The following is a 12,733-nucleotide window of genomic DNA, read 5'->3' as shown; positions in this document are numbered from 1 at the left end:
AGAGGGGGCCGCGAACGCATGGACCTTCATGCGACGTCAGGTGCCGTTCGAGGGGCCGCGGGTCATCGAGGCGAGGACGATCTCCTGCGCCGCGCGGACCGTGGCCGGGAGGGCGGCCGGATCCCGGCTGATGCGGTCGATGCCCGCGCGCATCGCGCCGGACATCAGTTCCACGGTGAGCCGCACGTCTTCGACGCCGTGGAACTCACCGTTGGCGAGACCGTCCTCGACGACGTTCTCCACCTCGATCACGAGCGTGGTGAACGGGTTGTCCGGTCCGTCCGGCAGATCGGCCACCAGCGAGCCGGAGTTCGGGAGGAACATCAGCCGCATGGCGTGGTTCGTGGAGGCGGACAGGATCACCTCGATGATCTCCCGCAACCGGTCCGCGGCGGGTTCCGGCGATCGTGCGGCGATCGCGGCCACCTGCTCGGCCAGTGGACGGCTCGCCCGGCGGGCGAGCTCCAGGACCAGCGTTCGCTTGTCCGCGGCGTAGTTGTAGAGGGTGTTGCGCGCGAGTCCCGCCTGGGCCGCGATGTGGCCCATGTTGATCGACTCGTAGTCGCGTTCGAGCAGCAGCTGCCGCATCGCCTCGGTGAGGTCGGCCCACACCATCTCGTGGTGTTCCTCGATGGTGGCGGCGCGAATCCGCGGCATCTGATCGTTCTCCTCGGTCGTGGACGGGACCGCCTGCGCTACCGCGCGGGCGCTGCGTCCGCCAGTGCCGGCTGGTTCTCCTGGTGGATCGCGGTCAGCTTGACACGGTTCAGCCGCCAGCCGTCCGGTGTGCGGACCGCCTCGTTGTCGTAGAAGCCGACCACCAGCCACGCGGCGGCGGCGAGTCCGTCCGGCAGCCAGTGCTCGGCGCGGACGTGTGCGTGGATCTTCGCGGTGTCGCCGTCGATCTCGACCACGTGGCCGGTGATGGCGTGGTGCGTTGCCTTGAAGGGCGCGAAGCTTGCGCGCAGGGCCTCGACGTAGTCGTTCAGCGGGACCGTCATCACCGGCATGCCCGTCACCGACTCGAAGTCGAGCGTGAGCACGTCGGTGAAGACCCGGCCGGGCAGGGTCGTGAACTCCTTCAGGTCCGCGATGTCGGCGTAGTGGCTGATCAGTTCGATGAGTTCGGCGCGATCGGCGAGCGTGTTCATGGAGGGCGCCTTCCGTTGCGAATCTTTTACGACAACCTGTCGCAAAAGATTACGACAGGTTGTCGTAAACGGCAACCGGGAACGGTCGATCCGGCTCCGGCCGGCACGCACGACGTGTAGAACCACGGTGGCGGCTCGCTCCGGGGATGGGCCGGGGCAGGACGCCACCTGTGGGGGACTCCATCAACGGAGGACGAATGAGTCGACGAAGTGCGGCGGTCCTGGTGATCGCGGCGGCGTTCGGGCTTGGATCGCTGGTCCCATCGGCGGCGCCCGCCGCGGCCGCGGAACGGTTCTGGGAGCTCCAGCTGAACCTGTGCAACAGCGGCGTTCCCGGGGTGAGCTGCTACGCGCAGGGCCGATCGGTCATCGAGGGCGGTGACCTGATCGCCCGGCTGCGGCCGAACATGGTGACGCTGAACGAGATCTGCGCCAACGACCTGCCCGGCTACCTCGTGCCGTCGCTCGTGAAGGCGTGGCCGGGCGACCGGGTGTACTCGCAGTTCGCGCCGGCGCTGCGGCGGGACACCGGTACGCCGGTGAAGTGCGCCAACGGTCAGGACTACGGCAACGCCGTGATCGGCCGGGTGGCGGCGGCGAACTACCAGGGCGTGAAGACGTACAGCGGCAGGTATGCCAGCCAGGACGGCGGCAACGAGCAGCGGACCTACGTCTGCGTGTACGCGGTCGGCGATCACCTGGGATGCGCGACGCACCTGTCGGCCAGCAGCGAGCCGGTCGCTCTCGCACAGTGCCGGTCGCTGCTGTTCGACGTCGTCCCGCAGATCCGGGCGGCGGAGGGCGTGAGCGGGAAGACGATCGTCGGTGGTGACTTCAACCTGGAGTACGACACCTCCGATCCGGAGAACGCGCAGAACTGCGTCCCGCCCGGCCACATCCGCAAGGGGGACAACGACGTGCAGCACGTGGTGTTCTCGAACGACATCGCGTTCGTGAGCACCTCCAAGTACGGCATGAGCCACACCGATCACGACGGGTTCCTGGTTCGCCTGACCAAGCCGTGACGACGTGAGCGTCGCCCGCCGTGCGCGGCGGGCGACGCTCTTCAGCCAATCCGGTGAGCGGCCGGCTCCGAACCACCCGTGTGAAGGCAACACGAACGATCCTCATCGGCCTGGTGTCGGTGGCCGCGGCGCTGGCGGCGGGGCATCTCGTCGCGGGGCTGGTGAGCCCGCTGGCCTCGCCGTTCCTCGCGGTCGGGAACACCGCGATCGACCTGACTCCCCACCCGGTCAAGGACTTCGCCATCCGCACGTTCGGCGAGAACGACAAGCTGGTGCTGCTCGGCGGCATGGCGCTCGTGCTCGCGGCACTCGGCGTGGTGGCGGGGCTGCTGTCCCGCCGCAGTCCCTGGCCCGGCACCGCCCTCGCCGGTGTGCTCGGTCTGCTCGGGATCGCCGCCGTGCTGGCCAGGCCGACCACGACCGCGTGGTCGGTGATCGCACCGGTGGCCAGTCTCGTGGTCGGGGTAGCGGCGTTCCGCTGGTTGTGGTCCCAGGCGCCGGTCGTGGCGCAGGGGAGGAGGAAGTTCCTGCTGTCGACGGCGGCGATCGCGGCAGGCGCCGGACTCGCGGCGATGGGCGGGCAGTTGCTCGCCGGTCGCGTCGACGTCGAGGCCTCCCGGCGCGGCATCAAGTTGCGGCCGAGGGAGACCGCGCCGGAGATCCCGTTCGACGCCGACTTCGCCCGCGAGGGCACGCCGTCGTTCCTGACGCCGAACGACAAGTTCTACCGGGTCGACACCGCGCTCACCGTGCCTCGCCTGCGAGCGGAGGACTGGCGCATGCGCGTGCACGGCATGGTGGACAACGAAATGCTGCTCACCTATGACGACCTGCTGCGGCGTCCGTTGGTGGAGAAGACCATCACACTGGTGTGCGTGTCCAACGAGGTCGGCGGCCCGTACATCTCCACGTCGAACTTCATCGGCGTCTCGCTGCCCGATCTGCTGCGGGACGCCGGCGTGCGGCCTGGTGCCGACCAGCTGGCGACGCGCAGCGTGGACGGGTGGACGTGCGGCACTCCGGTCGAGTCGATCATGGCGCCGGGATCGAACGCGATGCTGGCCCTCGGGATGAACGGTGAGCCGTTGCCGCTGGAGCGCGGCTTCCCGGTCCGCATGGTCGTGCCGGGTCTCTACGGTTACGTCTCCGCCACCAAGTGGTTGGTGGACATGGAACTCACCACCTTCGACGCGTTCGACCCGTACTGGGCGCAGCGCGGCTGGGGGAAGAAGGCGCCGGTCAAGGTCATGTCCAGGGTGGACCGGCCGAAGTCCTTCGAACGGGTTCCGGCGGGCAGGTTCGTCGTGGCGGGCATCGCCTGGGCCCAGCACACCGGCATCGACGGCGTGGAGGTCCGCGTCGACGGCGGGCCGTGGCAGAAGACCACGCTCAGCACCGAGGTCAACATCGACACCTGGCGGATGTGGCGCATCGAGCTGGATCTGAAGCCGGGCAACCACACCGTGGAGTGCCGCGCCACCGACCGGAAGGGCTACACCCAGACCAACGAGCGCGCCGCCCCGATTCCGGACGGCGCGACCGGCTGGCACTCGATGGTCTTCACCTCGGTCGGCTAGAGGCCCTTCGCCGCACGCTCTCGCAGGACTGCGAGGGCGTTGTCGGCGTGCAAGGTGAACTTCAGCTCGCTCTTGATCACTTCGAGGATCTCGTGGTCGGTGTCGATGACGAAGGTGTGCCTTTTCGCGTGCAGCGGGCTGAAGCGCCGCCAGACGCCGAACTGCTTCGCCACGACACCGTCGACGTCGGACAGCAGCGGGTAGCCGAAGTCGTTCGTGACAGCGAACTCGCGCTGCCTGCTCACGGCGTCCGGGCTGATCCCGACCCGGTGGGCGCCGACTTCGCCGAACTCCTTCGCCAGGTCGCGGAAGTGGCAGCTCTCCTGCGTGCAGCCGCCGGTCATCGCGGCCGGGTAGAAGAACAGCACGACCGGGCCGGAGGCCAGGAAGTCGGACAGCATGCGGGGCCGGCCGGTGTCGTCGGGCAGGGTGAAGTCCGGGGCGGTGTCTCCTCGTTTCATGGCCGTTGTTCGGGCCCGCGAGCACCGCGGATTGCCCGGCGCTTCCGTCCACTGTGGACGATCGGGGAGTTTTCCCTGGTGGGACGCGGTTTTCGGGTTGTTCGGTAACGGATCGGTAACCACGCCAATCCGTTCCCTCAGGGGTGGCGAATCACCAGCAACTGCCCGAACACCCTTGGAGATGTTCCGTCATGAACAAGACCGCCCGCAGCACCGTTCTGGCCGTCGGCGCTGTCTCGCTCGCCCTGTTCGGAGCTGCTTGCGGCTCGGGTGACACGGCGAGCAGCAGCTCCAGCACCGCGCCCACGTCCGCCACCTCGATGGCGCCGTCCTCGTCGGCGATGGCCGACCCGGCCGCCAACCTCGTCGGCCCGGGTTGTGCCGACTACGCGAAGCAGGTTCCGTCCGGTGCCGGTTCGGTGAGTGGCATGGCCGCCGACCCGGTCGCCGTGGCCGCGAGCAACAACCCGCTGCTCACGACGCTGGTCAGCGCGGTGTCCGGCAAGCTCAACCCGAAGGTGAACCTGGTCTCGACGCTCAACGGTGCCGAGTTCACCGTCTTCGCGCCGGTCGACTCCGCTTTCGCGAAGATCGACGCCGCGACGATCGAGAAGCTCAAGACCGACGACGCGCTACTGACCAAGATCCTGACCTACCACGTCGTCCCCGGCCAGATCACGCCTGACAAGATCGCCGGCGACCAGAAGACCGTCGAGACCGGCACCGTCAAGGTCACCGGTTCCAAGGACGCGCTGAAGGTCAACGACGCCAACGTCATCTGCGGCGGCGTGAAGACCGCGAACGCCACCGTCTACCTCATCGACTCGGTCCTGCTGCCCGCGTAAGCAGCTCGACAGCACGACGAACTCCGGGAACAGCGATGCTGTTCCCGGAGTTTCTCATGTCAGTTCGTCCGGATGTCTGATGTGGACGGACGTCGCGTCGGAGGACAGGAACAGCGCGTGGTTCTCCGCTTCGCGAATGACGACGACGATCACGGCGTCGGGGTTGTACGGCCGTACGGCTCGCGTGATCAGGAAGGCCGCGAGGTCGTCCGGCACCGCGACGATGACACGGTCGGCGGCGTCGATCGCCGCTTCGTCCAGTGCGCATCTGTCCCGGCCGTCGCCGAGGATCGCGCTGGCGCCGTTGGCCATCGCCTCGACGACCGCGAACAGGTCGATGTCCAGCACGGTCAGCCGGGCGTCCGGCTGGGCAGCCAGCACCGCGTTGACGGCACAGCGCCCGGTGTCGCCGTATCCGATGACGAGGATGTGATCGGTCACGACCAGGGATTCGGTGTGCCGGTCGAACCGGATTGGCGTCCGCCTCAGCGAAGGTCGAGGGTGAGGACCGGCGCGCTCGTTGGACTCGGTGACCCGCCCAGAGGCTCGACCGTGAGAAGGGCTTCGCCGACTCCTGCGATCCCGGTCACGTGCAGCGACATCGCCGTGCCCGCCGGTCGCAGGGTTCCCGCGGATCGTGGGCCGTGGCCGTCCAGCAGCCACAGCTGATAGACGCGGTCGCGGGGCAACGTGCGCAGGTCGTCCGCCAGGAAGAGCATCTCGTCGCGGCTGCGTGACATGGCGGCGGTACCCGCGGACTCTCCCGCCGTGACGAGCCGCAGATCCGGTGCCGCCAGGAGATCGCCTGTCTGCGTGCGCGGAGAGACGACGACGGGGGCGATCCTCGACGTGGTCAGCGCCCCGTGCACACCGGCCACCGCCGCGGCGGCCACGCAAGCGGCCGAGATGAGCGCGGCGGCGTGCCGGAAGCCTTGTCGCCGCGAGAAAACCGCCCGGATCTCGGAGTCCGGCGGAACCTGCCGCACGTGCCGGGCCGCGTTCAGCAGCCGTGGGCGCAGGGCGCTCGGAACGACTTGGCTGACAGCGTTGCCGAGCTTCGCCGCGGTCTCGCTCAGTTCGGCCACCTCGTCCGCACAGTCCTGGCACGCGCCCAGGTGTGCTTCGAACTCGACTCGCTCGGCGCCGGGGAGCGCGCCGAGTACGTGGGCACCGGTCAGCAGGTGCGGGTTGATCGCACGCGTTCGTCCCGGTTTCACGGTTCTACTTCGAAGCCGTCCGATGAACGGATTGCTCGCGAAGATCAACCCTGGACCGGCTGGTCACCCCATCGGGTGGATCGAGTCGCCGCACCGATCCGCTGTGGCGGTGTCGTGCGGATGTAGAACGCGCGGATCCGCCAGATGCGGTTCAGCCGGCTCGGGACGGCGCCACGCACGTCCCTGTGCGTCCGCCGTCGTTGGACCGGACGCACAGGGACGCGTCACCCCGTCGCCTGCCTGCCGCCCTGACTGCGCAACCACTCCGCGACGTCCTCGAATCCGTTGCGCACGGCAGCGTCGAGCGGTGTGAGGTGCTCCCAGGGCGGAAGCCAGTTCACGTCCGCACCCGACGCCAGCAGGCGTTCGGCGCACTCCCGTTGACCACCGTGGCACGCGCCCCAGAACGCCACGGCGACGTCTTTCCCCAGCTGCACCAACGAGAAGACGCTCAAGTCGATCGGACAGGCCGAGCGTGGCGGCGTCGGTCAGCGTGACGGTCGCGCCGCGCTCCACGAGTCGATGAGCCGCCTTCCACTGCGCGAACGCCCGTGCGTCGGCCAGGGGAGTGCCGCCACCGATCACGGCTCCGTCGGCGTCTATGTCCGCTCCGGCGTCGAGAAGTGCGTCGAGCACCACGACGTCATCGGCGCTCGCGGCCCAATGCAGCGGCGTCTCGCTGTGCGAACCCTGGAACCGTGCGTTGACGTCGGCGCCTGCGGAAACAAGCACGGCAACGGTTTCTGCGCCGTGAGGGCACCGGGCGGGCCAGTCCGTCAGCACGTGCAGCAGGGTTCGCGCATTCCCGCCCTCATCGACGATCCGCGCGGTGGCCAGGTCGGCGTCGTCGGCCAGCAGCTGTCGCAAGGTGGCCAGGTCGCCGCTGCGGATGGCGAGGACAACAGCCTGCGCCAGCGGATCGTCGTGTCGCATGGTCGTCCTCCGCGGTTGGAGGCTCCAGCTTGCCTCGTTGAGACCTGCTTCGCGAAGCTAGGCCTGCGACCACCGGACGACGTCCGCGAAGGTCGTGTTCCCGCCACACACCACGATGCCCAGCCGCGCGCCGGGACCGACCCGGTCCAACACCGTGCGCGCAGCCGCCACGAGGCACCCGGCGGCGGGCTCGGCCCACACCTTCTGGGTCTCGGCCAGCGTGATCGACCCCCGCACGGCGTCGGCGTCGGACACCACGAGGACGTCCTCGACCAGCGCGACGGCGTGGTCGTAGGTCAGCTGCGACACGTGCGGTGCCGAGAGGGTCGAGACGATCGACGTCGGCGCGATCTCGACGGGTCCGCCTGCGGCCAGCGCCTGGTGCATCGCGTCGGCGCCCTCGACCTCGACGCCCCACACCCGGACGCCGGGTACGAGCGCGTGGAACGCCGTCGCGACACCCGCGATGAACCCGCCACCGCCGATGCTCACCAGCACGTCGGTGACGTCCGGGGCGTCGGTCGCGAACTCCAGCCCCACGGTGCCCTGGCCGGCGACCACGATCGGGTCGTCGTAGGGGTGCACGAGCGTCGCGCCTGCCGTCACCAGGTCGTCGAGCAGCGCGAACGCCGCCGCCAGGCCGTCGGTCAGCCGCACGTCCGCGCCGGACGCGCGCGCGAGCTCGACCGAGCGGGCGGGTGCGGAGGCGGGCATCACCACGGTCGCGGCCACGCCTAGTTCGTGCGCGGCGTCGGCCAGCGCGATCCCGTGGTTGCCGCCGCTCACCCCGACCACGCCCGCCGCCCGTGCCTCGCCGGACAGCGAGAGGATCTTGGCGAACGCGCCGCGCGTCTTGAACGAACCGCTGCGCTGCAACAGTTCCAGCTTCACCGTCGTCGGAACGCCGAACAGCGCGGACAGGCCGGGGGAGGGCAGCGTCGGCGTGCGCAGCACCCGTCCGTCGAGCACCTCGGCCGCGGCCCGGACGTCGTCGATGGTCAGCAGTTCCGCCATGCCGTCCACCCTATGGCCGTCAGATGCCGAACCGGGTGATCTCCAGCCGGGCGACGTCGCGGACGTAACGGCTTGCCCGCCCGTCCTGCGGCGTGACGAGGGTCGGCCGGGTGAGCTGCCTGCCGTTGTAGCGGGTGGCGAGCATCGCCGAGCACGCGCCGAACTCCGGGTCGACCTCCGCCCACGACAGCAGCACGCGGTAGCCGTCGGCGGACGAGGCGACGACCACGAAGCTGAGCCGGTCCATCTTGCTGCCCTCGGACGTGCGCAGCGTGACCTTCGCGAGCACCTCGTGCAGCGGAACGCCCCGCACCTGGTGGACCTCGCGGACGCGGGTCGTCCGGTACTGGACGTTGACCGGCTCGCGGGCGTGGGCGTCGAGGTGGGACGTGCGGAAGACCCAGTCGTCGGCGATGTCCCCGGTGACCAGGACCTGGTCCTCGGACAGCGGCGTGCGCGGCGTTGGTATGCCTGCAAACGATGACGTCACGCACTCCACGGTACGACGCAGGCGCGGTCCGCAGAAGCCTCTTAACCTGATGGATTGCATCCGTGAAAGCGGCATCTAAGATGTGACAGTGCCGAATCTGCGGAAAAGCAAGTCCATCAGGGTCACCCTCGCGGTCGCCTCGGCCGCGCTGGTGCTCGCGGGGTGTGGCTCCGGCGGGCAGGCGGCCGCGCCGGCGTCGGGCTCGGAGGCGCCGAAGGTCACCGGTGACGTCACGGTGTTCGCGGCGGCGTCGCTGACGGAGACGTTCACCCGGCTGGGCAAGGACTTCGAGGCGGCCAACCCCGGCACGAAGGTCAAGTTCAACTTCGGCGGCAGTTCGGCGCTCGCCCAGCAGCTCAACCAGGGCGCCCCGGCCGACGTGTTCGCGAGCGCCGCGCCGGCGAACATGAAGCAGGTGACCGACACCAAGACGATCACGGACGCGCCGAGGACGTTCGTGAAGAACAAGCTCGCGATCGCGGTGCCGAAGGGCAACCCCGGCAAGATCGCCGGACTCGCGGACTTCGCCGATGCCGGCAAGAAGATCGCCCTGTGCGCGGAGCAGGTGCCGTGCGGCGCCGCGTCGAAGAAGGTCTTCGAGCTCGCCAAGATCACGCCCGCGCCGGACACCCTGGAGCAGGACGTCAAGGCCGTGCTCACCAAGGTCTCGCTCGGCGAGGTCGACGGCGCGCTGGTCTACAAGACGGACGTGAAGGCCGCGGGCGACAAGGTCGAGGGCATCGAGTTCACCGAGTCGGCGCAGGCGGTCAACGACTACCCGATCGCCTCGCTGGCCAAGGCGCCCAACGCCGTCACGGCCAAGGCGTTCGTGGAGTTCGTGCTGTCCGACAAGGGTCGCACAGTGCTGAGCGCGGCGGGCTTCGACAGCCCATGACGCGCAACCGGGTGCGGGGACGGCTGCCCGTCGTCCTCGTCCTGCCCGCCGTGCTCGGGCTGGCGTTCCTGCTGGTGCCGCTCGCCGGGCTGCTCGTCAAGACGCCGTGGACCTCGCTGTCGACGCTGCTCAGCGCCGAGGTCGGCGAGGCGCTGCGGTTGTCGCTGATCTGCGCCTCGCTGGCGACGGTGCTGTGCCTGTTCCTCGGCATCCCGCTCGCCTGGCTGCTGGCGCGCTCCGGTTTGCCGGGACGTGGGTTCCTGCGCGCGCTCGTCACCGTGCCGCTCGTCCTGCCGCCGGTCGTCGGCGGTGTCGCGTTGCTGCTCGTGCTCGGCCGGCGCGGACTGATCGGTGAGCACCTCGACGCGTGGTTCGGCATCTCGTTGCCGTTCACCACGGCCGGTGTCGTCGTCGCCGAGGCGTTCGTGGCGATGCCGTTCCTGGTGATCTCGGTGGAGGGCGCGCTGCGGGCCGCCGATCCGCGTTATGAAGAGGCGGCGGCGACGCTGGGTGCCTCGAAGTGGCTGACGTTCCGGCGGGTGACGTTGCCGTCGGTGCTGCCGGGCGTGGTGGCGGGCGCGGTGTTGTGCTGGGCGCGGGCGCTGGGGGAGTTCGGTGCGACGATCACGTTCGCGGGCAACTTCCCTGGCGAGACGACGACCATGCCCCTGGCGGTCTACCTCGCCCTGGAAACGGATCCGGACGCGGCGATCGTGCTGAGCATCGTGTTGCTGCTGGTGTCCGTCGGAGTGCTGGCCGGTCTTCGCGACCGGTGGATCAGCGGGCCGACGTGACCCTGAACGCGGAACTGCGCGTCACGCGCGGCACCTTCTCCCTCGACCTCGACGTGACCATCGCGCCGGGCGAGATCGTCGCACTGCTCGGCCCGAACGGCGCGGGCAAGTCCACGGCGCTGCGCGCCCTCGCTGGGCTGCTTCCCTTGAACTCCGGGCACATCACCGTCGGAGAGTCCACTTGGGACGGCACGGACGCGTTCGTGCCCGCCGAGAAACGGCCGATCGGCGTGGTGTTCCAGGACTACCTGCTCTTCGCGCACATGTCCGCCCTGGAGAACGTCGCGTTCGGACTCAGGGCCCGTGGCACGCGCCGGGCCGAGGCACGAGCCGAGGCGGCGCGCTGGCTCGACCGGGTTGGGCTGAACGGATACGCGCAGGCCAAACCCCGTTCCCTGTCGGGAGGTCAGGCCCAGCGGGTCGCGCTGGCACGGGCTTTGGCCACCGGCCCGAGTCTGCTCCTGCTCGACGAACCGCTCGCCGCACTGGACGCGAGCACCCGCCTTCAGGTCCGTTCGGAACTGGGCCGGCACCTCGCGGACTTCGGCGGCCACACGCTGTTGGTGACGCACGATCCGTTGGACGCCATGGTCCTCGCGGACCGGCTGGTGATCCTGGAAGGCGGCCGTGCCGTGCAGTCCGGCCCACCCGCCGAGGTGGCCCGTCAGCCGCGCACCGACTACGTCGCCAACCTCGTCGGCCTGAACTTCTACCGCGGCAAGGCATCGGGCACGGACGTCGACCTGGACGGCGGCGGCCGTCTCACGATTCCCAGGCCTGTCAACGGTCCGGCGCACGTCGTGTTCCCGCCCAACGCCGTGAGTCTGCACGCCGCGAAGCCGGAAGGCAGTCCGCGCAACGTCTGGCCGGTCACCGTCGCCGCGATCGAACAGCACGCGCACACGACCCGAGTCCGGCTGGACGGCGCGCCGAACGTGCTCGCGGACATCACCACGGCCACGCTCGCCGACCTGCGGCTGCGTCCCGGCGACGAGTTGTGGGCGGCGGTGAAGGCGACCGAGACCCACGTCTATCCGGCCTGATAGCCGGCGGCTATCGGGCGATAGGAACGTTCGCTTGGACACCGCGCCGATCCCGGGAGGAAGGTCGAGGCACCACAACGACTTCCGAACGGGAGACCCGCAATGGCGAAGGTCCTGTGCGTGCTCTACGACGACCCGGTCAACGGCTATCCGTCCACCTACGCGCGGAACGACCTGCCGCACCTCGACGGCTATCCGGGCGGCCAGACGCTGCCGGCGCCGTCCGCCGTCGACTTCACGCCGGGCCACCTGCTCGGCAGCGTCTCCGGTGAGCTCGGCCTGCGCCGGTACCTGGAGAGCCAGGGCCACACGCTCGTCGTCACGTCCGACAAGGAAGGCCCCGGCTCGGCGTTCGACCGCGAGCTGGCGGACGCGGACGTCGTGATCTCCCAGCCGTTCTGGCCCGCCTACCTCACGAAGGAACGGTTCGCCCGCGCGCCGAAGCTGAAGCTCGCGCTGACGGCGGGCATCGGCTCGGACCACGTCGACCTGGACGCGGCGATCGAGCACGGCGTCACGGTGGCGGAAGTGACGTACTGCAACAGCATCAGCGTCGCCGAGCACGTCGTGATGTCGATCCTGAACCTGGTGCGCAACTTCGTTCCCTCGCACCAGATCGTGCTGGACGGCGGCTGGAACATCGCCGACGCCGTGGCCCGTTCCTACGACGTCGAGGGCATGCACGTCGGCACGGTCGCGGCCGGACGCATCGGCCTCGCGGTGCTCAAGCGCCTGGCACCGTTCGACATGCACCTGCACTACACCGACCGCCACCGCCTTCCCGAGAGCGTCGAGCGCGAGCTCGGCCTGACGTTCCACGAGACCACGGCGGACATGGTGCCGCACTGCGACGTCGTGACGATCAACGCGCCGCTGCACCCCGAGACCGAGGGGCTGTTCGACGACGACCTGATCGCGACGATGAAGCGCGGCACCTACCTGATCAACACCGCCCGCGCCCGCATCGCCGACCGCGACGCCGTCGTGCGCGCCCTGGAGAGCGGACAGCTCGCGGGGTACGCCGGTGACGTGTGGTTCCCGCAGCCCGCGCCCGCCGACCACCCGTGGCGGACGATGCCCCACCACGGCATGACTCCGCACATCTCCGGCAGTTCGCTGTCCGCGCAGGCCCGGTACGCGGCCGGCACCAGGGAGATCCTGGAGTCGTTCTTCGCGGGCACGCCGATCCGCGACGAGTACCTGATCGTGGAGGCCGGCAAGCTCGCAGGCACGGGCGCGCACTCGTACTCCACGAACAGCTGATCACCCGGGCTGGTGATTGCTCCGG

Annotated in this window: 15 protein-coding genes and 1 pseudogene; 7 read left to right on the top strand and 9 right to left on the bottom strand. The window is 69.6% G+C overall.

The genetic code is table 11. The features are described from left to right. Positions 1–36: 36 nt before the first annotated feature. A complete protein-coding gene (locus tag BM417_RS07405; RefSeq protein ID WP_093589085.1) occupies positions 37–657 on the bottom strand; it encodes a TetR/AcrR family transcriptional regulator in 621 nt (206 codons plus the stop codon). Between the two features lie 38 nt (positions 658–695). Then, a complete protein-coding gene (locus BM417_RS07400; protein WP_093589082.1) occupies positions 696–1,151 on the bottom strand; it encodes a nuclear transport factor 2 family protein in 456 nt (151 codons plus the stop codon). Positions 1,152–1,348: 197 nt separating this feature from the next. On the opposite strand from BM417_RS07400, the gene BM417_RS07395 reads away from it, so the two are divergent. Next, complete coding sequence (locus BM417_RS07395) at positions 1,349–2,176, top strand: endonuclease/exonuclease/phosphatase family protein (RefSeq protein WP_143138550.1); 828 nt, start codon at positions 1,349–1,351, stop codon at positions 2,174–2,176. Between the two features lie 80 nt (positions 2,177–2,256). Beyond that, positions 2,257–3,753 (top strand): molybdopterin-dependent oxidoreductase, encoded by a 1,497-nt coding sequence (locus tag BM417_RS07390; RefSeq protein ID WP_245821759.1) that lies wholly within the window; start codon positions 2,257–2,259, stop codon positions 3,751–3,753. Here the strand turns inward: BM417_RS07390 and BM417_RS07385 are convergent. Continuing rightward, positions 3,750–4,214: a peroxiredoxin gene (locus tag BM417_RS07385; RefSeq protein WP_093589076.1), complete on the bottom strand. Its 465-nt coding sequence runs from the start codon at positions 4,212–4,214 to the stop codon at positions 3,750–3,752. The two genes, BM417_RS07390 and BM417_RS07385, sit on opposite strands and share 4 nt — an antisense overlap. A 191-nt stretch (positions 4,215–4,405) precedes the next feature. Between BM417_RS07385 and BM417_RS07380 the strand changes: the two genes are divergently transcribed. Then, a complete protein-coding gene (locus BM417_RS07380) occupies positions 4,406–5,059 on the top strand; it encodes a fasciclin domain-containing protein (RefSeq protein WP_093589074.1) in 654 nt (217 codons plus the stop codon). Between the two features lie 54 nt (positions 5,060–5,113). On the opposite strand, the gene BM417_RS47650 is transcribed toward BM417_RS07380, so the two are convergent. The 6 genes and pseudogenes from BM417_RS47650 to BM417_RS07355 form a co-directional block, all read right to left on the bottom strand. After that, a complete protein-coding gene (locus BM417_RS47650; protein ID WP_177320330.1) occupies positions 5,114–5,500 on the bottom strand; it encodes an NAD-binding protein in 387 nt (128 codons plus the stop codon). Between the two features lie 44 nt (positions 5,501–5,544). Further along, positions 5,545–6,276 (bottom strand): anti-sigma factor, encoded by a 732-nt coding sequence (locus BM417_RS07370; RefSeq protein WP_177320329.1) that lies wholly within the window; start codon positions 6,274–6,276, stop codon positions 5,545–5,547. 224 nt (positions 6,277–6,500) lie between these two features. After that, a complete protein-coding gene (locus tag BM417_RS49090) occupies positions 6,501–6,713 on the bottom strand; it encodes an ankyrin repeat domain-containing protein (protein WP_245821758.1) in 213 nt (70 codons plus the stop codon). Positions 6,714–6,909: 196 nt separating this feature from the next. After that, positions 6,910–7,209 (bottom strand): annotated as a pseudogene (locus BM417_RS49085) (ankyrin repeat domain-containing protein); the annotation flags it as partial. Between the two features lie 57 nt (positions 7,210–7,266). Beyond that, positions 7,267–8,223 (bottom strand): threonine ammonia-lyase, encoded by a 957-nt coding sequence (locus BM417_RS07360; protein ID WP_245821757.1) that lies wholly within the window; start codon positions 8,221–8,223, stop codon positions 7,267–7,269. Between the two features lie 19 nt (positions 8,224–8,242). Next, positions 8,243–8,713, bottom strand: coding sequence for a molybdopterin-binding protein (locus tag BM417_RS07355; protein WP_245821756.1), 471 nt, complete (start codon positions 8,711–8,713; stop codon positions 8,243–8,245). An 88-nt stretch (positions 8,714–8,801) separates the two neighbouring features. Here BM417_RS07355 and modA point away from each other — a divergent pair, with 88 nt between their 5' ends. The 4 genes from modA (at position 8,802) to BM417_RS07335 (ending at position 12,708) form a co-directional block, all read left to right on the top strand. Next, a complete protein-coding gene (modA, locus tag BM417_RS07350) occupies positions 8,802–9,608 on the top strand; it encodes a molybdate ABC transporter substrate-binding protein (RefSeq protein WP_245821755.1) in 807 nt (268 codons plus the stop codon). Further along, complete coding sequence (gene modB, locus BM417_RS07345) at positions 9,605–10,402, top strand: molybdate ABC transporter permease subunit (protein ID WP_093589066.1); 798 nt, start codon at positions 9,605–9,607, stop codon at positions 10,400–10,402. Before modA ends, modB begins: the two co-directional genes overlap by 4 nt. Next, a complete protein-coding gene (locus tag BM417_RS07340; protein WP_093590850.1) occupies positions 10,399–11,445 on the top strand; it encodes an ABC transporter ATP-binding protein in 1,047 nt (348 codons plus the stop codon). The genes modB and BM417_RS07340 overlap by 4 nt, the downstream gene beginning before the upstream one ends. Positions 11,446–11,547: 102 nt before the next feature. Then, the gene (locus BM417_RS07335) at positions 11,548–12,708 is read left to right on the top strand and encodes an NAD-dependent formate dehydrogenase (RefSeq protein WP_093589064.1); all 1,161 of its coding nucleotides are present in this window, start codon (positions 11,548–11,550) and stop codon (positions 12,706–12,708) included. Positions 12,709–12,733 lie beyond the last annotated feature (25 nt).

It is taken from the genome of Lentzea waywayandensis (genome assembly GCF_900115955.1).
GTDB lineage: Bacteria > Actinomycetota > Actinomycetes > Mycobacteriales > Pseudonocardiaceae > Lentzea > Lentzea waywayandensis.
This window is presented reverse-complemented; position numbering and strand designations above follow the sequence as displayed.

Excerpts from the sequence above, each read along its gene's own strand:
- BM417_RS07405 (WP_093589085.1), bottom strand. The coding sequence starts at position 657 with ATGCCGCGGATTCGCGCCGCCACCATCGAGGAACACCACGAGATGGTG.
- BM417_RS07400 (WP_093589082.1), bottom strand. The coding sequence starts at position 1,151 with ATGAACACGCTCGCCGATCGCGCCGAACTCATCGAACTGATCAGCCAC.
- BM417_RS07395 (WP_143138550.1), top strand. The coding sequence starts at position 1,349 with ATGAGTCGACGAAGTGCGGCGGTCCTGGTGATCGCGGCGGCGTTCGGG.
- BM417_RS07385 (WP_093589076.1), bottom strand. The coding sequence starts at position 4,214 with ATGAAACGAGGAGACACCGCCCCGGACTTCACCCTGCCCGACGACACC.
- BM417_RS07380 (WP_093589074.1), top strand. The coding sequence starts at position 4,406 with ATGAACAAGACCGCCCGCAGCACCGTTCTGGCCGTCGGCGCTGTCTCG.
- BM417_RS07360 (WP_245821757.1), bottom strand. The coding sequence starts at position 8,223 with ATGGCGGAACTGCTGACCATCGACGACGTCCGGGCCGCGGCCGAGGTG.
- modB (WP_093589066.1), top strand. The coding sequence starts at position 9,605 with ATGACGCGCAACCGGGTGCGGGGACGGCTGCCCGTCGTCCTCGTCCTG.
- BM417_RS07335 (WP_093589064.1), top strand. The coding sequence starts at position 11,548 with ATGGCGAAGGTCCTGTGCGTGCTCTACGACGACCCGGTCAACGGCTAT.